At 36.6% G+C, this 21,443-nt stretch carries 16 protein-coding genes; 14 read left to right on the top strand and 2 right to left on the bottom strand.

Going from position 1 to position 21,443, the window contains the following annotated elements; all coding sequences use genetic code 11:
- Nucleotides 1-32 precede the first annotated feature (32 nt).
- The 6 genes from D1094_RS05560 (at nt 33) to D1094_RS05535 (ending at nt 8,296) form a co-directional block, all read left to right on the top strand.
- Nucleotides 33-1,817 (top strand): M1 family metallopeptidase, encoded by a 1,785-nt coding sequence (locus tag D1094_RS05560; protein ID WP_118959085.1) that lies wholly within the window; start codon nt 33-35, stop codon nt 1,815-1,817.
- A gap of 267 nt (nt 1,818-2,084) precedes the next feature.
- Complete coding sequence (locus D1094_RS05555; RefSeq protein ID WP_118959129.1) at nt 2,085-2,594, top strand: GNAT family N-acetyltransferase; 510 nt, start codon at nt 2,085-2,087, stop codon at nt 2,592-2,594.
- Between the two features lie 204 nt (nt 2,595-2,798).
- Complete coding sequence (locus D1094_RS05550; RefSeq protein WP_147361054.1) at nt 2,799-4,826, top strand: serine/threonine-protein kinase; 2,028 nt, start codon at nt 2,799-2,801, stop codon at nt 4,824-4,826.
- Nucleotides 4,823-5,566 (top strand): protein phosphatase 2C domain-containing protein, encoded by a 744-nt coding sequence (locus tag D1094_RS05545; protein WP_118959083.1) that lies wholly within the window; start codon nt 4,823-4,825, stop codon nt 5,564-5,566. Before D1094_RS05550 ends, D1094_RS05545 begins: the two co-directional genes overlap by 4 nt.
- A 65-nt stretch (nt 5,567-5,631) precedes the next feature.
- The gene (locus tag D1094_RS05540; RefSeq protein ID WP_118959082.1) at nt 5,632-5,979 is read left to right on the top strand and encodes an FHA domain-containing protein; all 348 of its coding nucleotides are present in this window, start codon (nt 5,632-5,634) and stop codon (nt 5,977-5,979) included.
- 160 nt (nt 5,980-6,139) lie between these two features.
- Entirely contained in the window at nt 6,140-8,296 is a 2,157-nt protein-coding gene (locus D1094_RS05535) for an EAL domain-containing protein (protein ID WP_118959081.1), read from the top strand.
- Between the two features lie 148 nt (nt 8,297-8,444).
- On the opposite strand, the gene D1094_RS05530 is transcribed toward D1094_RS05535, so the two are convergent.
- Entirely contained in the window at nt 8,445-8,885 is a 441-nt protein-coding gene (locus D1094_RS05530) for a hypothetical protein (RefSeq protein WP_118959080.1), read from the bottom strand.
- Nucleotides 8,886-9,083: 198 nt separating this feature from the next.
- Between D1094_RS05530 and D1094_RS05525 the strand changes: the two genes are divergently transcribed.
- The gene (locus tag D1094_RS05525) at nt 9,084-9,479 is read left to right on the top strand and encodes an OsmC family protein (protein WP_118959079.1); all 396 of its coding nucleotides are present in this window, start codon (nt 9,084-9,086) and stop codon (nt 9,477-9,479) included.
- Nucleotides 9,480-9,572: 93 nt separating this feature from the next.
- Entirely contained in the window at nt 9,573-10,238 is a 666-nt protein-coding gene (locus tag D1094_RS05520) for a response regulator transcription factor (protein WP_118959078.1), read from the top strand.
- A gap of 41 nt (nt 10,239-10,279) precedes the next feature.
- Here the strand turns inward: D1094_RS05520 and D1094_RS05515 are convergent, their stop codons facing one another.
- Nucleotides 10,280-13,783, bottom strand: a complete 3,504-nt coding sequence (locus D1094_RS05515) for a PAS domain-containing hybrid sensor histidine kinase/response regulator (protein ID WP_118959077.1) — start codon at nt 13,781-13,783, stop codon at nt 10,280-10,282.
- 330 nt (nt 13,784-14,113) lie between these two features.
- Between D1094_RS05515 and D1094_RS05510 the strand changes: the two genes are divergently transcribed.
- From D1094_RS05510 to D1094_RS05485, 6 genes are all read left to right on the top strand, one after another.
- A complete protein-coding gene (locus D1094_RS05510; RefSeq protein ID WP_118959076.1) occupies nt 14,114-15,154 on the top strand; it encodes a DcaP family trimeric outer membrane transporter in 1,041 nt (346 codons plus the stop codon).
- Nucleotides 15,155-15,262: 108 nt separating this feature from the next.
- Complete coding sequence (locus D1094_RS05505; protein WP_118959075.1) at nt 15,263-16,066, top strand: ABC transporter ATP-binding protein; 804 nt, start codon at nt 15,263-15,265, stop codon at nt 16,064-16,066.
- Nucleotides 16,066-18,057: a long-chain fatty acid--CoA ligase gene (locus tag D1094_RS05500; protein ID WP_259337827.1), complete on the top strand. Its 1,992-nt coding sequence runs from the start codon at nt 16,066-16,068 to the stop codon at nt 18,055-18,057. Before D1094_RS05505 ends, D1094_RS05500 begins: the two co-directional genes overlap by 1 nt.
- Nucleotides 18,054-18,947: a branched-chain amino acid ABC transporter permease gene (locus D1094_RS05495; protein ID WP_118959074.1), complete on the top strand. Its 894-nt coding sequence runs from the start codon at nt 18,054-18,056 to the stop codon at nt 18,945-18,947. The genes D1094_RS05500 and D1094_RS05495 overlap by 4 nt, the downstream gene beginning before the upstream one ends.
- 30 nt (nt 18,948-18,977) lie before the next feature.
- Nucleotides 18,978-20,051, top strand: coding sequence for a branched-chain amino acid ABC transporter permease (locus D1094_RS05490; RefSeq protein ID WP_118959073.1), 1,074 nt, complete (start codon nt 18,978-18,980; stop codon nt 20,049-20,051).
- Between the two features lie 121 nt (nt 20,052-20,172).
- Nucleotides 20,173-21,432 (top strand): ABC transporter substrate-binding protein, encoded by a 1,260-nt coding sequence (locus tag D1094_RS05485; protein WP_118959072.1) that lies wholly within the window; start codon nt 20,173-20,175, stop codon nt 21,430-21,432.
- Nucleotides 21,433-21,443 lie beyond the last annotated feature (11 nt).

Raw genomic sequence — 21,443 nt, 5'->3', positions numbered from 1 at the left:
TTCAAATAACTTTTATTCTTGGATCTTTTCTCATGAACCAATTTGATTTCACTCATGACTATCACTCTTATGCAAATACAGATGAAGTTAAAGTCACCCATTTCGATTTAGCCCTTGCAATAAGCTTTGATAAGCAAGAATTATCAGGCTATGTAAACTTAGCAATAGCGCACCAAACGGATCAATTAGCGACACAACTCATACTTGATACGCGTGATTTAATTATTGATCGCATTGAAAACAGTAAAGGTGAAGCACTTAATTTTATCTTAGATCAAGCAGACGATATTTTAGGTAGTCGTTTAGTTATTGATTTAATTGCTGATGACATATGGGTAAAAATTTATTATAAAACAACGCCTCAAGCAGAAGGGTTACAATGGTTAACCCCTGCGCAAACATCAGGTAAAAAATCACCCTATTTATTCAGTCAATCTCAGCCAATAAACGCGCGCAGCTGGATCCCATTGCAAGATAGCCCAAAAGCACGAGTCACATTTAACGCTAAGGTGATGGCACCACAAAATATGACTGTGGTTATGTGTGCAGAAAGTAATGATGAAATTGAATATCCTGGTGTCTTTATGTTTAGAATGCCAGAGCCCATTCCAACGCATTTAATGGCGATTGCTTGTGGTGATTTAGCTTTTAAAGCTATTGGTGAGCGCAGTGGTGTTTATACTGAACCAAGCATGTTAGCAGCTTGTGCTAAAGAGTTTGAAGATACAGAGCAGATGATCAACATTGCTGAAAGCTTGCTTGGCCCATATCGTTGGGGTCGTTATGACATGATAGTTTTACCACCGAGTTTCCCTTTTGGTGGCATGGAAAACCCTCGTTTAGCCTTTATGACCCCAACATTAATTGCCGGTGATAAAAGCTTAGTCTCAACAGTGGCTCATGAGTTAGCGCATTCATGGACAGGTAACTTAGTCAGCAATGCCACATGGCGTGATTTATGGCTTAATGAAGGTTTCACAACCTACTTTACTAACCGTATTGTTGAAGCGGTTTATGGTAAAGAAATGGCGGAGCTTGAAGTGGTGCTTGAATATGGCCGTTTGTTAGAAGAGTTCAAAACCATGCCTGTAGAGAAACAAACCGTTACGGCGAATGTGCAAACAGAAGATCCAAATAATGCCTTTGATCGTTTTACTTATGATAAAGCATCAATGTTTGTCCATGATTTAGAAAGAAGGTTAGGACGTGTAGCGTTTGACAAGTTCTTGTTAACTTATGTAGAACACTTTGCCTTTACTGCTATCACCACAGAAGATTTTATTGCTTATGCTCAGCAAACATTGTTAGTTGAGCATAGTGATAAAATATCAGAAACTGAATTATTAGAGTGGATCCATGGAACAGGCATGCCAGAATGGTTTGTTGCACCGACCTCAAATAGTTTAGATAAAGTGATCGCTCAGCAAAATGCTTGGTTAGCTGGAACACATGCCGATGCATTAACGGTAGATGGTTGGTCAGTACATCATTGGCAATATTTCTTAACAACCTTACCTGAGCAACTTTCAGTACCTCAATTGCTTGAATTAGATAACTGTTTCTCATTAACTGCTTCAACCAATGCTGAGATAGCTTTTGCTTGGTTTACGGTCGCCATTAGAAATAATGCTGAGCATGTACTACAAGCTGTTGCCACCTATTTGAAAGCGATTGGTAGAGGAAAGTTTGTAAAACCGTTATATAAAAGTTTACTTGATGCAGGTTATATCACACTGGCTAATGAGATTTATCAAGAAGCGCGAGCGGGTTATCATCCTTCTATTGTTGGTATGATCGACGATATTGTAAAAAGCTAAGATTACATGAATAAATAATGAAGGCCTGAATTGACTGATTGATTTAGGCTTTTTTGTCTCAAACATTTAATTTGTATGCCTTGTGTTTTTTACTTTTTAATCCATTACTGCTTGTGCAATAAGTCAGTTGTTTTTTCTGTGTTGTGAAAAGATACTCGCTTCTAGTAAATATAACTTTTTAAAAAGATGCATGTAGTATACATTACTGTTGGTTTATCAACACGCCCTAGAGGGCGTTATACCGATATTAAAACAAAGGAGAATATCTTGAAGGACATTATCGAAACAGAAAGGTTAATCATCAGGGAGTTTAATTTATTCGACGCAAAGTTTATTGTTACTCTACTTAATGAGCCATCTTTCATTGAAAATATTGGCGATAAAAAAGTTAGGACTGTGTTAGATGCAGAGCAGTATTTGCAGCAAGGCCCTATTGCCAGTTATAAGGAAAATGGCTTCGGTTTATATCACGTTGCACTTAAAGAAAATCTTGAGCCCATCGGTATGTGTGGCATACTTAAAAGAGATGAACTTGAATTTCCAGACATAGGTTATAGTCTTCTGCCAAAATACTGGCGACAAGGTTATGCAAAAGAGGCTTGTATATCAGTACTTGCTCATGGACAACATAACTTTGCTATTAAAAAAGTTTTAGCAATTACCTCTCCACATAATATCGCATCCCATAATTTATTAATGCAATTAGCATTTCAGCAATTGTGTAATATAGATTTTAATGGCGATTCAACGAATTACTATGAAAAAGAACTTGCTTAGTTTGTGAGTTTAATGTGAATTATCAGCATTAAATATTTAGGTAAAATTGTGCTTTTAATAAAGTAAATTTTTGTTACACTGAAAATATATAATTCATTTGTACCTACATTTGAATTAAAAAAAACAACAAATAATAATAATAAAATTGGCGAAATAAACCCCTAAACTTGCTTTCATATCAAACTGTTAGTGCAGGTGTTTAGTTTGCCTCAACCTAATAGGCTTAACCAGTCAATGTTAAGAAGTGCTCTTCCATTTTATAAAACAGGGTGGTTTTATTTACTGTTCTGCTTTTGGCTGGTTAGTTTATGGATGATAACAACAGGCTATTTCTCTGATATTAATCATGCAAACCTTGCATGGTTGCTAAAACAACATAGTGTTGATTTGACAGCCAATCCCTCAATTAATAATGTTGATATATTTCAAGCGACACAGCCTACTATTGCTATTTTTATTGTTTCTCTAGGGCTTTTTTTTATTGGTATTTACGCGTTATGGCGCAGTAGAGCGAGTAAAATTACTCAGCAAGCACTAGTAATACTTTGTTTTATTGCTACGTTGTTTATCATGCAATACAGCTTAGCTATATATCAGCAGTATTTTATCGTTATTCCAATAACCGTAGTTGTTTTGCTTTCTTGGCCGTTCTTAATAGCGTTTCGTCATGAAGAATTAATATTTACTCAATTGCAGCAAGATTACGAGCAATTATTATTAGAAAATATTGAAGAATGTGCGTTATCTAATCAAATAGATAAACTGGAAAAAGTATTATCTAAATTAAAAGTAAATCAATCGCTTCAAGAAAAATTGCATCAAATTGGATTGCAAGCCGAAGTAAAAGAGCTACCAGATATAGCACTTTGTTTATTTCGCTGGAATGAACAGAGCGCCCTTAAATACTCTCCAAGCCATGAAAAGATTGTAGCGCATCAAAAAGCCTTATTGCATGCCAAAACCGCGAAAAATATTAATGAACGTGAAAACCGAACCATTATAAAAAATGTTAACTATGATGATAACGTTAACGAGTACGTTAAAGGTGCTACGATAATTGAAGACAGTAATGTTATTGCTCAAAATTATACGGCACCCAAACGCACTGAAGATAATCCTCATAAACTAAACTGGCAAAGCTCACCAATTTCTAGTGAAGTGGCAGCTAAACTTGATAATACTTTTGAACTTGTCGACTCTAATGACGCTCAGTTAAATGGTGAACAAGTGAATGCTGATAACGAAGAGGATTTGGCTGCAACCTTGGTTATTAATAAGCAACAACAGCTGAATAATGATGACAGTTTAGAGAGTACAATTGTTATCTCAGCTGAAGATGATTTATCACAAACTCAAGCCAAACTCTCTGTAACGCAAGCATTTAAAGGGCAAAATTTTGGCCGTTATCAAGTTGAAGGGCTGTTAGGTAAAGGTGCAATGGGCATTGTATATCGCGGTGTTGACCCAAAAATTAATCGTCATGTAGCGATTAAATCATTACAGTTAAGTGATAGCGTTGACAAGGAAGAAATCAGCCAAGCCAAGCAACGCTTTTTTAGAGAAGCAGAAACCGCAGGTGGCTTAAGCCACGCGAATATAGTGACTATTTATGATGTTGGGGATGAAGGAAGTCTTGGTTATATCGCAATGGATTTATTGACGGGAGCGCCACTTTCTCACTTCATTCATGCAGACAAGCTTTTGCCTACGCCTTTAGTTTATCAACTGATGATTCAAATAACAGATGCGTTAGATTATGCGCATCGCCAACACGTGGTTCATCGTGATATTAAACCCGGTAATATTATTTACGATGATGATTTACAAAAAGCGACCATTACTGATTTTGGTATTGCTTATGTAACAGACAACAGTCGAACAAGTACTGGAGTTGTCATGGGAAGTCCATATTATATGTCGCCTGAACAAATAACAGGCAGCGCTGTTGATGGACGAAGTGATATTTTTAGCTTAGGGGCAACTTTTTATCAGCTTTTGAGTGGTAAATTACCCTTTGAAGGTGACTCTGTGGTTAGTGTTGCTTATCAAATTAGCAATGCTAAGCACACTAAAATTACTGAACATAGAGACTCTTTGCCGCCTAGCGCTGCACGTATAACCAATAAGGCATTACAGAAAGATACTACAAAACGTTATCAAACCATGCAAGAGTTTAAGCAAGCGCTTATCAATGCATTAAAACGAGACTTTAAGCAGGCGCCAATTGTATGATGAAGTGTATAAATACATTAACTGAGCAAGGGCCTCACCGAAAGAAAAATGAAGATGCTATTCGTCATGGGGTTAATGACAAATTACCTATTCATTGGATGATTGTTGCAGATGGAATGGGCGGGCATAAAGCAGGGGAGGTAGCTAGTTCACTTTTAACAGATTTTGTTGCTGAACAATTAAACACCTTATCTGAGGTGCCTAAACAAGGCTGGAAAAGTTATGCCTGTGAGATTCTTAAGCAAGCAAATAGTAATATTTATGAAAAATCTCAGAAATTTAGTCACTATAAAGGCATGGGGACAACAGGTGTATTACTCATACTTGAGCAAAATTGCTGCTATATCGCATGGGTTGGTGACTCTCGCGCTTACATATACCATAAAGGTCAGTTAATTCAATTAACTGAAGATCATACCATGATTCAGTTTTTGTTAAATAAAGGGGCAATTAGCGCTGCAACAGCAGCAAACTCTAATACCAAAAATTTACTCTCTCGTGCTTTAGGCAGTAAAGTTGATGTTGAGGTTGATATTGTCTCGAGAAAATTATATCCAGGTGATAGATTAATGTTGTCAACCGATGGCTTACATGATTTTTTATCAGAAGATGAAATAAAACATTATTTGGGTAAATACATTAAGTTAGATGAAAAAAATGCACTGTGTAAAAAAATGGTGGAACACGCTGTGTTACAATCAAGCAAAGATAATTTAACCCTTGGGTTAATTTGCTTATAATTGATAAAAATTATATGTACAACGACTTTATAAGCGTTAATACATGAAAGGGGAAGGGGTGAACTATGGCTTATTTAGCCTTAATTGTCGAAGATGTAGTAATTAATAAATGGGAGCTTAATCAAGATGAGCTTTTAATTGGCCGCGTAAAATTTTGTGATATTCATATTGAAGATCGAGCGGTAAGTTCAAAACATGCCCGCTTGACGGTTAAACAAGTTCCTTATGAGCAAGGCGGAAGTGTTGTTGTGCTAGAAGATTTAAATAGTACCAATGGCACAGAACTCAATGGACGATTAGTTTCAAGGCAACTGCTAAAGAATGGTGACATGATAAAAATTGGCTTTAATCAATTTAAATTTGTTGATGGCTCAGCCTTAAACCTTGATGAAACAGCTGTTATCGTTGATTAATTCCTCGTTTACTATGATATTTTAAAGACATTAGCCTCTTGTTATTGTCTTTAAAAACCTTAATATCCTATATTTAAATATTGAAAAAGAGAATAGTATAAACTTAATATATTAACGTTGATTATTTTTAACACATTTCGCAGTTAAAATAAGGGACATTGTGGTAGAAGAAAAAGTAAAATCGATAATAGATTACCTTTCTCATTCAGTTGCCGATAATTTCACTGACAGCATTTGTCTTTCTTTAGCTAAAGCTATTCAAGCCGATATTGTTTTTATTGCTTCTTTAGATGAAGGCGCGAATATAGCCTCTACTATCTCTGTTGCATCAGAAGGTAACATTGAAAATAATTTTAGTTATGAATTGAAACATACACCCTGTGAGAATGTCTCTTTAGGTGATGTATGCACTCATAAAACTAGCTGTCAACAAACTTACCCTAAAGATCAATTATTAACCGATATGAATATCGAAGGTTATGTAGGGGTGCCATTAAAAACGGATAATGGTAATACGGATGCAATATTAGTCGCGCTTTACCATGAAGATATTGAAAATGTAAAAGAAACGACTTCTTTATTTTTACTATTTAGTGGCATGATTAAAAAGGAGATGGAAAAACAAGCTATTTTTAATGAACTGACAATCCGTAATAAGATCATTGAGGTCAGCAAAGAAGCTATCGTTATCTGTGATCAAAATGAAAAAATCATCAGTGTAAACAAAGCATTTACTGATATTTTAGGTTACAGCTTTCGAGAAGTAGAAGGGAAGAATCCAAAAATATTTGCTTCAGGTGAGCATTCAAAAGTATTTTATCAAACCATGTGGAAAGAGATTAATGAAACAGGTGCTTGGTCTGGAGAAATACTGAATAAGAAAAAATCAGGGGAAGTGTTTCCTGAATGGTTGTCCATTAATACTATATGTGATGCTGATAATAAGGTCACTAACTACGTCGCTTATTTTTTTGATATTAGTCAAAGTAAAGCGGCAGAAAGTAAAATCTATCAACAAGCAAACTATGACTTGTTAACGGGTATTGCAAATCGCTTTCTATTTCTAGAAACATTATCTAAATCGTTACATTTAATTAAGTCGCGCCAGACAAGTTTAGCTGTATTGCACATGGATTTAGATTTATTTAAAGAAATAAATGATATCTATGGTCATGACTTAGGCGATAAATTGTTAATTGAGAGTGCGAATCGATTAAAGAATCACATCAAGGAAACCGATTGTATTGCACGTATATCAGGCGATAGTTTCGCCATTTTACTGAATGATTTAACAGATACCGATAATGTTAAACTCATTGTTGAGCGTATTTTATTAACTTTCAGTGATCCTTTTGTATTTGATGATGTGAGTCTTACTTGTACATTAAGTATTGGAATAACGGTATGTTCTGGTGAAAGTGAAAGTGAAAATGAAAGTAGTATTTTAAAGAATGCTGAATCTGCTATGTATCATGCTAAAGATAGTGGGAGAAATTCATATAGTTTTTTCTCACAAGAGTTGCAAAGTATTGCTCAGCGAAAGTTATTGCTTAAAAGCCAGTTGGGTAATGCAATAGAACAAAATGAACTCAGTGTTGTTTATCAACCTATAGTTTCGATAGGAGAACAAAAAGTGCGTAAATTTGAAGCGCTGGTTCGTTGGAATAACTCTGGAGAATGGGTTTCTCCTGATGAGTTTGTTGCTATTGCAGAAGAGTTTTCACTTATTAAACCATTAGGCAACTTTGTATTAATTCAAGCTTGCATTGAATTGAAAAAATTAAGAGCACAAGGTTTTAATGACATCATTATCAATGTTAATCGCTCAGTTTTTGAGATCCCGCTAAATAAAACAGAGAATGATCAATGGTTAAAAACCATAGTCGAATATGGATTACAGCCAAATGATATTTGTTTTGAATTAACTGAGAGTGCATTAGCCCCTGATAAACGTAATAATGAAGTGTTATTTAATCAGTTAAGAAATGCAGGTTGCACTATTGCGCTTGATGATTTTGGTACCGGTTATTCTTCGTTAAGCTATATACGCAGGATCCCAATTGATTTTATTAAAATTGATAGGGCGTTCATTTCAGATATGAGTAAAAATAAAAGTGACAATATTTTAGTTTCAACAATTATTGTTATGTCTAAAGCTCTTGGTAAAAAAGTGGTCGCTGAAGGTGTTGAAACACAGGAGCAGTTACAGTTATTAACTGACTTACAATGTGATTTTATACAAGGATATTTCTTTTCTAAGCCACTTCCTCCAACACAGTTAGTTGATTACTTAAATAATTTCACTTATTGCAAATAGCGTTTCAAGTTTCAACGTTATGTCTTTACTTGAGTTATGCTTATCACTGTTAAAAATGCACTAACTTGTTTTTTGCTTGATGAACACTTATCCAGAACGTTCATTATTTTTTGTATAACACGGCTTTATAAATCAAATACATTGCTCTTTAATGGGTAATGTTACTATTTGAAAGAATATAACCATTAGCTTCGCTGTGAATAAATTCAACTGATAATTCCTTTTCGTCGAATTTTGCACACAATGAGTCAGGCAGTACTACCGCCGAACAATTATTGGCTGAAAGTGTTGTCTTAAATAGTGATAATACTTGTGTATTACTCAATTTATCTGCTGCTATATTTACACATAAAACATTTTTGTGAGTAATTCCATCAAAACTCGCTAACTGAGATATTGCTGATTCTTCTGGGTTAATAAACATAACCCATTTGTCTTTTTCCATATTGTTAATACAGATTTCTGCATACTTATTGGCAAGCTCTAGCGTATTTTCTACTTTTTTAACCGTTAGCCTACTTTCGGTATTAATGATGTTTTCTAGTCTAATGCATTGATTATGTTTATTATTTGTATTTAATTCAAACATTGCTAAGCCTCATGGGTTTTAGTTTACTATATTACGCAGAACTGTTTTTATGTACAGTTACTGTATAAATTAACAGTACAGTGGTTTTGTTTGAATTTCAAGAAAACTTTTAAATTTTTTTCTTGTTGTTTGTTCTTGATTATTGGTTTTAATATTAGCTTGTGCTAATGTAGTGATTGTTAATTTAAGGAGAGTAAGATGAGAATTGAAGTTAACCTATTATCAGGGCAGCAGCTTAAAGCGACTTTTGCAGGCCATGAAATAATTAGTGATCAAAGTATTGATGCTGGTGGTGGTGCTGAACACCCAGAACCTTTTGATTATTTTTTATCGAGTATGCCATTGTGCGCGGCTTTTTATATGAGAAAGTTCTGTCAGCAACGTGATATTGACACAACAGGTTTAACTCTTTCTCAAGAGGTTATAACACCAGATGAGCAGAATCCTTATAAGAAGAAGATTTTAATGAATGTGTCTCTGCCAAATAATTTTCCCAAGAAATATGAAAAAGCTATTTTAGCATCAGCTAATACGTGTACCGTTAAGAAAGTTATTCAAGCGATGCCTGAGTTTGAGATCCAAGTAGTAAAATAAGTTATTTAATTTCTTCTACTAGTATTTTTACTGTGACCAGTATGGTAAGTTTTTAGTATTGGTTACAGAATGTTTACAAAGGCTTTAGTTTACATGTCAAATGCGCTAAAAATAATAATTGCAGATGATCATCCGCTATTTAGACAAGCGTTGACTCTTACGTTGAGTTCTCACTTTAAAGATGTTGTGTTATTTGAAGCGCAAACTATCAGCGAATTAGATAATGCTTTACATCAACAAGCGCAAAATAACAGTCAAGCGTTCGATTTACTACTTCTTGATCTTGATATACCCGGAGCTCAGGGGTTTAATAGCTTAATTAATGTAAGAAATACTTACCCTGAATTAGGCGTTATTGTCATTTCTGGTTTTGAAGATTCTGATACTATCTCTAAAGCAATGAGCTATGGCGCTGCCGGTTTTATTCCTAAGTCAACTGCCGTACCTGAAATGGTTGTAGCTATAGAAGCCGTGCTTTCAGGTGAGTTGTGGACACCTTCTGGCTATTATAATTCCCAAGTAGGGAATGAACCTCAAGAAAGTAAAATTGCCTCATTAACACCGAAACAGCATAAAATACTGATGATGTTCGCTGATGGTTTGTTAAATAAACAAATAGCTTACGAGTTAGGGTTATCTGAATCGACAATTAAAAGTCATGCGAGTACTATTTTTCTTAAACTTGGCGTAAAAAATAGAACACAAGCGGTTATCTTGCTTAATGAGTTGCAAATCAATCAATCCAGTTTTAGCTATTAAAAGTTTTGGTTATTAAAGCATTTCATAAAATAATTGAATTGTTAAAAATTAGATGAATAATTTTTAGTTAACCTTTTGGTTAGCAAGGCACTCATTAATGAGCGTAGTGCTAGCGGTTTTACTATCTTTCTTAAATAACCTATATCATTTTCTTTAGTTTCTATCACAACTTCCTCATCGGTTGTTGCACTAATCAGTATCGCAGGCAAAGGGTATCGACTTAGTTTTCGTATCTCTTTAATTAATTCAATACCATTTTTTTGTTGAGGTTGCTCAAGCTCATTGATAATACTTTCACTTAATTGGTAATCTACTAATAGAATGTCTATTTGATCTTCGTAGCGTTGGTACATCGAAATAGCTTCTTCGGCTGATTCTGCAGTAAACACTTCACAATGCCACGCAGATAAGACTTTCGACATGCCCGTTAAAATATCATATTCATTGTCAATACAAAGTACGCCAACACCTTGTAAAGAGTCTCTGCTTGAGTGATTGATTTGCTTAGCTTGAATGGGGGCTTTGCATATAGGGACATTCACACTGAATAAACAGCCGTGCTTGGGTTTAGATACTAAGTTTATTTTATGATTGAGCAAGCTAGCTAAGCTCTGCGCAATATTTAAACCCAAGCCTAAACCTTTATGACCAATAGAGTTGTTGGTTTGTAATTGTGTAAATTGTTCAAAAACTTGTTTCTGTTTATCTTCTGGAATACCTGGGCCATTATCAAGTACTTGAATAGATAAATAATGACCTTGACGTCGACAACCGAGTAGTACTTTTCCTTGATGGGCATAACGAAAAGCATTCGATAAAAAATTTTGAATGATCCTAAGCAGTAAGTTGGTATCGCTTTGGATAAACAATTGGCTCGATTTTAAATGAAAATCAATATGATACTCTTCTGTTAAGGCACTGAATTCGGTATTTAACATTGAGAATAATTGTTCTACTGAAACGGCTTCTATTGTCGGAGTAATATTACCGCTCTCAATGCGAGCGACTTCATTAAGGTCTAATAATAAACTATTTGCTATATCTAAAGAGGTTTCTATTTGCTTAACATGTTGCTTTTCTTCAATAGATATTTTCGGGTTTAATGTTAACGCTGATGAAAAAAGTCTTGCAGCAGAAAGCGGTTGTAATAAATCATGACTACAGGCTTTTAGGTATTGGCTTTTCTTGAGATGAGCTTGTTCTGCTTTTAATTGCGCTAAAGCCAGCTCTTGGTTGGCTTTTTCAAGCTCTTTATTGGCTTGCTCTAATTGACTGGTTCTTGCTTCAACTCGCGATTCTAAGTCAATGTTCTCATCTTTTAAATGTTGCTCTGTTTGCTTGTATGATGTGATATCTGAAAAAATCATGACAAAGCCACCGCCAGGAATAGGATTACCTTCTATATTAATCGTTCTCCCGTTTTTCAATCGTCTCTCAGAGCTATGTCGTGAGCCATCTTTAATGTATTGAATTCGCTTAGCAACTTGCTGATCAATATCGGTATTGAGAGACTCTTGCTGTGATAAATTAAAGCGAATTAATTGACTAATGGGACAGCCAATGTAGATAAAGTTATCAGGGTAATTAAAAATAGTTAAGTATTGTTTATTCCACGCTACCAAGTTAAGTTCGCTATCGATAACCGAAATGCCTTCACTGGCATTTTCGATAGCACTTTGTAAGACACTACGGCTAAACTCAAGCTGTTGGTTTGAATTGTCTTCAACTATTTTTGCCACTTGATCAAAGGCAATTTCTCGACCACTCATGGCAAATGAGATAACCAGTTTAGCTGAAGCTGAGCCAATGACACTGGCAAGAGTATCTTCGGCATGCAGAATAAGTGCTTCGTTAAAATCTTTGTTCTTTGAGTAACGGTTTGATTGATTATGATGTTGTTTATAAAACTGCTTTAAGCAATCATTAGTTTTATCTGCACCAATGAAGCGATTTAATAAAAACTCTAACTCGTGTAAATCAACTTTAGGCTGTATCGGTAAACTCCATTGCATTTTCTTTCTTGCTTTATAAAAATGCTTACTTTGCATTTGTTCACGAATACTTTGTTGGGTAAATAGTGAAACTAACCAAAGCATTAATATATTCACTCCTAGTCCGATTAAGGTAACTACAGTGGTTGCAGGTACGTCAGACTCAACAAAAGGATGCGGATAAAGCCCAAGTTGAGGAAATAAATTTAAATACGTCCAAATAATAAAACCAGCACTGATACCCGATATCACACCGTATAATGTGGCTTGTCGCCAAAAAAAGCTCGCTAACAATGCAGGACCTATTTGAGCTATTGCACCAAAGGCAACTTCACCTAACGATGATAACGTATCAGGAGGTGACAGAAGTAACATGCCATAACTGAGAAAAACGACTAATAACACTAAGCCTTTTCTAATAAACAGCAGCTGGGCTTGAAAATGATTAAAATCATGATCTTGCTGTCTCGAGTACTTAAACATTAACGGAAAAACAATTTCGTTACTTAACATGGTGCTCAAGGCTATTGTTGAAACGATAACCATAGAGCTTGCTGCAGATACCGCACCTAAAAAGGCAAACAAAGAAAGCCACATTTCACCATTTAAAGCTGGTAAAAATAGTACATAGGCATCGGCAGATAATGAGTTTCCGTAATTTAAATTACCTGCTAGTCCCAGAGGAGCAGCAAAAAAAGCAAAAATAAGGACATACAATGGAAATAACCAGCGCGCAACTTGAGAGGTTCTTTGTTCTTTAATTTCAACAAACATTACTTGGAATTGTCTGGGTAAACAAAGAAAAGCTGACATAACAATAATAAGCATACCCAAAAGGCCTACAATATTGGGCAACTCAAACTGTTGTTTTATATTGATTTGATCTTTAGCTTGATGCCAGATCTCCATCGGCGAGTCATAAATAATAAAGCAAACAAACAAGCCTACTAGCATAAAAGCAATAAGCTTAACTAATGATTCAAAGGCTATGGCTATCATAACACCGGGATGTCTTTCTGTGACATCTATGGTTCTAATGCCAAATATTATGGTAAAAACTGCCAAGAGAATACTGACAATTAAGCCAAGCTGCCATACGGGCATAACTTGAGTTTCTTGTAATATTTTAAAAGAATAGACAATCGCTTTTAATTGTAAAGCGATATAGGGCATGGTGCCAATTAAAGCCACAAGGGTAATTAGTATCGCTAAATGTTGTGACTTGCCAAAACGAGAAGAAAGTAGATCTGCGATAGAGGTTATTTTTAGCGTTAAACTGGTTTTAATGACTCGCTGTATAAACGGCCAAGCAAAAACAAAGAGCAGTATCGGTGCTATGTACACAGGTATATAACTAAAAGAGTTATTAGCTGCCTGAGCTGTTGTGCCTAAAAACCCCCATGAAGTACAGTAAACTCCTAGAGAAAGCGCATAAATAATACGGTGTTGATAAGCACTTAATTTATGACGATATTTACCACCTAAATAGGCAATAATAAAAAGTAAGCTGATATAACCAAAACTGACGCTTATTAATAACCAATTCGAAAACATACTTTATTTTAGCCAGTTGCACTTCATTTCTAATTATTAATTTATCACAACTACTTAGCGGATAGTTTTTCATTTTCTAATACTTAAGTACTAGTCCTTTGGTGCTCGTTCTTTTGGGCTAGGTGTTAGGGACTAAGTCTTATTGCCGATTGTGGCTTTTTCATACTTATTTAAGATGTTTCTCAGCATCGTAGTAACACTGAATAAAGCACATTGGCTTTTTAGCTTAATAGTCCTTGATGTTTTTTAAAGTAAGCATGTCATCGCAGTAAACAAAAAAGTTAAAGCAGAAAAATATAAATAGAAATTATTAACTATGGGAATAAAGCAATGATCACATCTAAGTATAAAAAACTATTACTAGCCTCTTCGCTATTTATTGCAGCAGGCTCAGCGAATGCAGGTTATGAAATTAAACTTTCTGATGAAGATAAGATTTCTTTTGGTGGCTATATCAAAGTTGATGCGCGCTATGTTGATGGTGATGTAGGGTATCGTGATTTTTGGATTGGCTCAGGCACACCGTTAGAAAAGAGTGCATCTCAATTTAGGTTGTTTGCTAATGAAACGCGCTTTAATACTAAATATGTACATGGCGATGTAACTGGCTTTATTGAAATGGACTTTTGGGGCGGTGGTGGTAATGAAATCATTTCTAACTCTGTACACCCTAGACTTCGCCATGCCTTCATTAAGTATAAAGATGTCTTAGCAGGTCAAACATGGTCAACGTTTATGAATACCAGTGCTATTCCTGAGTCAGCAGATTTTGCCGGGGCAACGGTTGGCTTAGTGTTTATTCGTCAAGGGCAAGTCCGTTATACCATGGGTAACTTTCAAGTATCACTAGAAAACCCTGAATCTTGGGGTGGCGATACCGCGAATGACAGCATGCCTGATGTAGTTGCGCGTTATAACTTAAAAGGTGACTGGGGTAGCGTATCGTTTTCTGCTTTAGGCCGCCAATTAAACACCAATTTAGGTAATTCAGAAACGGCTATTGGTGCTTCAATTGCGGGACGAATCACAACATTCGGCAAAGATGATTTTAGATTTCAACTACACCAAGGTGAGTTAGGTCGTTACGTTGGTGTTGCCTTTACTAAAGATCTTGTCGGTGAAAAAGTTGAAGACTTAACGGCTTACCTTGCGGCTTATCGTCATTACTGGACAGATACACTGCGCTCTACCGTATTGTATGGTCGCGCAGAGGCGGATGAATCTGGTGCTGATAGAAGTCAGTGGAGTGTTAACTTATTTCAAAACTTAACTAAGCAGCTCGCTGTAGGTGTTGAAGTCGGTAATTTTGAAATGGCAGATCAAAATGTTGATTCAAATTACGCACAGCTTTCACTTAAATACGTCCTTTAAGCTTGTCGTTGCAACCTTTCCCATTTGGGTTGCGCTTTTAGGAGGGGAGTTTCTCCCCTCCATTTTTCAAATTTCATTATCAATTTTCATCACGTTAGGAGTATGAATATGGCTGAATCAATACTCAAAGTTGAGAACATTTCACTAGCATTTGGCGGCGTTAAGGCCTTGACCGATGTTAGCTTTTGTGTGGAGCGCGGCTCAGTTTTTTCAATTATAGGCCCCAATGGCGCGGGTAAAACCTCCATGCTTAACTGTATTTCAGGTCGTTATCGCCCTAACTCAGGCAACATTATCTTTAACAAACAAGATGTGACTAAGCTCAGACCAAATGATAGAGCAGATTTAGGCATGGGGAGAACTTTTCAAAACTTGGCCTTGTTTGGTCATATGACTGTACTCGATAACATTATGGTGGGTAGACACCATCTATTAAAAAACAACTGGATTACAGGTCCTTTATATTGGGCTTCAAAGGCACAAAAAGAAGAGCTTGCTCATCGACGTTATGTTGAGGAAGTCATCGACTTTCTAGAAATTTCACATATTCGTAAATCAGTTGCCGGTACGCTTTCTTATGGCTTAAGAAAGCGCGTTGAGCTAGCTAGAGCCATGGCATTAAAGCCTGACTTAATTTTACTTGATGAACCCATGGCAGGTATGAATTTAGAAGAAAAAGAAGACATGGCACGTTACATCCTCGATTTAAATGAAGAGTTTGGTATTACCGTGGTCATGATTGAACATGATATGGGCGTGGTGATGGATATTTCTCATCAAGTCATGGTATTGGATTTTGGTAAAAAGCTGATTTCAGGCTTACCTGATGAAGTCATGACAGACCCACATGTTAAGCGTGCTTATTTGGGTATTGAAGATGAAGACACTGATGCATTACAGGAGGCTGGATAATGTCTGGTGCTAATCAAACATTGCCAATGAGCAATGAGCTGGTGAAAGATTTTGAAATGGGTGAGTTAGATACCTTTCCAAAAATATTACGTCATAACGCAACCCATTGGCCCAATGATATTGCCATGCGTGAGAAAGAGTTTGGTATATGGAATGAGTTTACTTTCCAAGATTACCAAAATCGCGTTAAGTGGTTGTCATTAGCGTTAGTAAAGCAAGGTATAACGGCTGGTGATGCAATTGCCTTACTTGGTGACAACCGGCCAGAATGGGTTTGGGGTGAACTTGCTGCTCATGCTATGCGTTGCTATTCAATTGGCATTTTTCAAGATTCTTTGCATGAAGAAGTGGTTTATTTATTAAATAAAAGCAATGCCACCGTTGTTATTGCTGAAGATGAAGAACAGTGTGACAAACTTTTAGAATTAGGTGATGAAATACCTGATGTTAAAATTATTGTGTATTGTGATCCTCGCGGTATGCGTAAATATAATGATAAACGCCTTGTTAGTATTGAAGAACTGTATGAACAAGGTCGGGCTATCGATGAGTCATCACCTGAACTTTATAATCATTATGTTGACTCAACCTCTCCAGAAGAAACTGCAATTTACTGTACTACCTCTGGCACAACATCAAAGCCTAAAATTGCGTTTTTATCGGGTGGAAACTTTGTTAAACATTGCAGTTCTTATCTTAGAGCCGATCCGCGTCAACCCGGTGATAACTATGTTTCTGTACTGCCTTTACCTTGGATTATGGAGCAAGTTTACGCCGTAGGCCAAGCGTTAATTGCACGTCAAATTGTTAATTTTGTTGAAGAGCAAGAAACCTTAATGGCTGATTTACGTGAAATTGGCCCAAGCTTTGTTTTACTGGCACCACGGGTGTGGGAAGGTATTTTGGCTGATGTGAAAGCACGGATGATGGATTCAACGCCATTAAAACAAAAGCTGTTTAATTTTGCATATGATTTAGCTGAGAAAAAACAAGCTCAAGGACAACGTTCTTGGTTAGCTGACTTGTTATTAATGAACGCATTAAAAGATAGATTAGGCTTTAGCTTCTTAAAATCTGCGGCAACGGGTGGTGCAGCCATGGGCCCTGATACCTTTAGGTTTTTTCAAACGATTGGCGTGCCTCTTCGACAGCTATATGGCCAAACAGAATTATGTGGTGCTTATACCGTTCATCAAGCTGATGATGTTGATTATGACAGTGTTGGTGTCGCTTTTGATACGGCACAAGTGAAAGTAATCAACACTGATAAAGAAGGTGTTGGTGAAGTGATTGCTAAAACGGTTGGTATGTTTACCGGCTATTTAGATAACCAAAAAGCCTATGACGAAGATGTGATTGACGGTTGGATGCATACTGGTGATGCCGGTTACTTTAAGCCTTCTGGCCATTTAGTCATTATTGATCGTATTAAAGATTTAGCTAAAACCAGTTTTGGCGTTCAGTACTCGCCACAATATATTGAGAACAAGCTGAAGTTTTCATCTTTCATTGGTGAAGCCGTAATTTTAGGTAAAGACAAACCCTATCTTAGTGCAATTGTTTGTATTCGTTTTTCTATTGTAGCTAAGTGGGCAGAGCAACAGGGTTATTCATTTACGAATTACACTAATCTATCAACATTACCTGAAGTTTACCAAAAGCTTACTGAAGAAATTCAAAAGGTTAATGATACGCTGCCTGATGCACAAAAAATTAATAAATTCACCTTATTGTATAAAGAACTTGATGCTGATGACGGTGAATTAACGCGTACTCGTAAAGTAAGAAGAACCGTTATTGCTGATAAATACGGTGACATTATTGAAGCCATTTATGATGGGCAAGAAGCGGTAGATATAGATACCGTTATTACTTTCCAAGATGGCAGTAACTCACGCATTCAAACACAGCTTAATATTGCTACCTTGATTGACAGTCACGCAATAAACAAGGCTACCTCAAGCGATTCAGAACAAAGGAGAGCATCATGAACTTTGAATTATTAATCCAGCTCATTGTAAACGGTCTAATTGTTGGCTTGCTTTATGGTGTGATTGGTATGTGCTTTGTGTTGGTTTATAAATCAACGCAAATTGTTAATTTTGCTCAAGGTGAGTTTTTATTGATTGGTGCTTGGGTTTGTTGGGCTTCGCTAATTTATTTAGAGCTACCATTTTTCTTAGGCTTTATTTTATCACTGTGTTTTATGGCTGCCTTTGGTGTTCTTCTGCAAATGATAGTCCTTAGACCTATGATTGGTGAGCCGATTATTTCAGTGATTATGGTCACCATTGGTTTGTCTATTTTCTTTCAAGCGTTAATGAAATGGATTTTTGGTGTATCACCACAAAGTTATCCGCAAGTATTTGATACTCAATCTATAAATATTTTTGGATTAAATATCGAAATGGCCTATTTGATGAGTACGGTTATCGCCTTAATCATAATGGTGGCGTTCTATTTATTCTTTAAACATTCAAAACATGGTTTGGCCATGCGAGCGACAGCGTTTGATCAACAAGTGGCGCAAAGTTTGGGGATATCTGTTAAACAAGTTTTTGCCATGAGCTGGGGTATTGCCGCGACAGTTTCTGCTACCGCTGGCGTGGTTATCGGCATGGTTAATGGTGTTTCCGATTCTTTGTCAATTATGGGTATTAAAGTATTCCCTGCGGTTATTTTAGGTGGTCTTGATTCAATTGTTGGCGCCATTGTTGGAGGTATTACCATCGGGGTATTAGAAAATTTAGCCGAGTTCATCGATAGCCAATATCTACACATTGGCAATATGTACGATATAGCACCATTTTATGTGCTGTTGATTATTCTATGGTTCAAGCCTTATGGCTTGTTTGGCACAAAAGATATTGAGCGCATTTAGCTTAACAATACACATTTTTAGGAGTTTATTATGTCGAGTTTAACCATGCGCCCGTGCGGAGATTTTCGTACCAGCTATAAACAAGATAATACTATTTTTGAGACCAAAACCATTCGTTACGCTGCCATATTAAGCATCATCGCTTTATGTTTCGCACCGCTTTTGGTTGATAGCTACTTCATTACCTTGCTCATTCAAATTTCATATTTAGGCATTGCAGCACTTGGTTTAAATATTTTAGTGGGCTATACCGGACAAATATCCTTAGGACATGGTGCTTTCTTTGGTTTTGGTGCGTTTGCATCGGCTTGGTTAAATACCAGTTTTAGTATACCTGTCTTTCTTTGTATTCCATTAGCAGGCTTTTTGACTATGGGGGTAGGGATGATGTTTGGTGCCCCTGCAGCCAGAATAAAAGGCTTATATCTAGCGATAGCGACACTCGCATCACAATTTATTATTGAAGACTTTTTTGCTCGCGCTGATTGGTTTTCAGGTGGTTCTGCTGGGTCAATGGCTGAACCGATAAACTTGTTTGGTTTTGTCTTTGATACCGACCAAAGCTTTTATTACATCGCATTGTTCGCTTTAGTCTTCATGTACATATGGGGCTGTAATTTAATGAGAAGTAGAGACGGGCGTGCTTTTGTTGCCGTTCGCGATCATTATTTATCAGCAGAAATAATGGGCGTTAAATTGAATAAGTATCGCCTACTTTCATTTGGTGTTTCATCTTTCTATGCAGGTATTGGCGGCGCACTTTATGCCCATTACTTAGGTTATGTGTCTGCAGAAGGCTTTACAATTTTTATGTCAGTTCAATTTCTCGCGATGATTATTATTGGTGGTTTAGGTTCTATTAAAGGCACTTTAATGGGCGTTATTTTTATGGTGTTTCTACCAGAAGCGCTGGAAGGGGGCGTTGGCTTAATGAAAATGACAGAGTGGGGCAATATTCCTATGGTGGTTGATGGCCTAGCGTATATCAAAGAAATGGCGATTGGTCTTGTCATTATTGGCTTCTTAATTTTCGAACCTGAAGGGCTGGCTCATCGATGGACGCAAATTAAGAACTATTGGAAATTCTATCCATTTGCCTACTAATTGCTCTTGAGGAGTTGATTCGCAAATGAGGAATATGGCGTTGGCTATGGGGAAGTTGCAAGCCGACAAATATAAAATGAAATAATAAATAACAAAAGCAATAACTTGAAGGAAGATTCAAATGAGTAAAAGCACAAATAAAAAATTATTATTAAGCAGCTTATCGGCTTGTGTTGCCTTATCAGTTTCAGCGAATGCGACAGCACAAGACAGTGTTTTTGTCGGGCACCTAGCAGATATGTCAGGTCCTACCGCCTTTGTTGGTAAAGTTTACGCTGATGGTGTTAGAGATTCCCTAGCCTATATTAACGCCAATGGTGGTATTAGTGGCACAAAGCTAGAGTATGAAACAATTGATTATGCTTACAAAGTACCTCAAGCCATTGCCGCCTATAAAAAATGGAAGTCACGTAAAAATATGGTGGTAATGCAAGGTTGGGGGACGGCTGATACTGAAGCGTTAATTTCATTTGTTGCACGTGATAAAACCCCTGTGTTTTCTGCCTCTTATTCAGGTCATTTAACAGACCCTACAGGTAAAAATCCACACACTAAAAAACCTGCACCTTATAACTTTTTCTACGGTGCGTCATATTCAGATGCTTGTCGTGGCTTAGTGCAATGGGCTGCGAAAGACTGGCAGAGTAAAGGCAATAAAGGAAAACCAAAGTTTACCCATATAGGGGCGAACCATCCATTCCCGAATGCACCTAAGGCAGCGTGTGCTGAATATGCACAAGAGCTTGGTTTTGAAGTAATGCCGCCTGTTGTTATTTCAATGAAACCGGGTGACTTTAAAGCTCAATGTTTAAGTATTAAAAGCTCTGGCTCAAATTATGGTTACATTGGAAACCTTGGCGGCTCAGTACTATCACTTGTTAAGTCGTGTAATACCGTAGGTACCGATATTCAATTTATGTCAAATATTTGGGGGGGCGATAAGAAGGTCTTTGAGGCGGCAGGTGAAGGCATTAAAAATTACATTTTCCCAACCATGACGCCATTTTGGACAGATAATGTTCCGGGTATGAAACTTGTGAAAGAAATTTCAAAAATGTCTGATAAGTCAGGTGAAGAGTCAAGGCTTCACCATTATATGCGAGGCGTTTGCTCTACTTACTTTATGAAAGAAGCAATGGAGTGGGCTAAAGAAAATGGTGGTATTACGGGTGAGAATGTTAAAAAGGGCATGTATGTTCATAAAAACTGGGTACCTAAAGGTCTTGAAGGCGTTTGTTTAGCAGCGAACTGGACGGTTGAAGATCATCGAGGTGTGAATCAAGTCAATATTTATCAAGGCAACTTTAATGGCGGTAATGTACAAATAGAGCAAGTATCGCAAGTAACATTGGATCGTCGTGACGACTGGTTAGGTTACTAATCATGATAGAG

The organism is Colwellia sp. RSH04 (assembly GCF_003545765.1).
In the GTDB taxonomy this organism is placed as follows: Bacteria; Pseudomonadota; Gammaproteobacteria; order Enterobacterales; family Alteromonadaceae; genus Colwellia.
The sequence above is the reverse complement of the archived record's forward strand: the minus strand, read 5'-3'. Positions and strand labels throughout refer to the sequence as shown.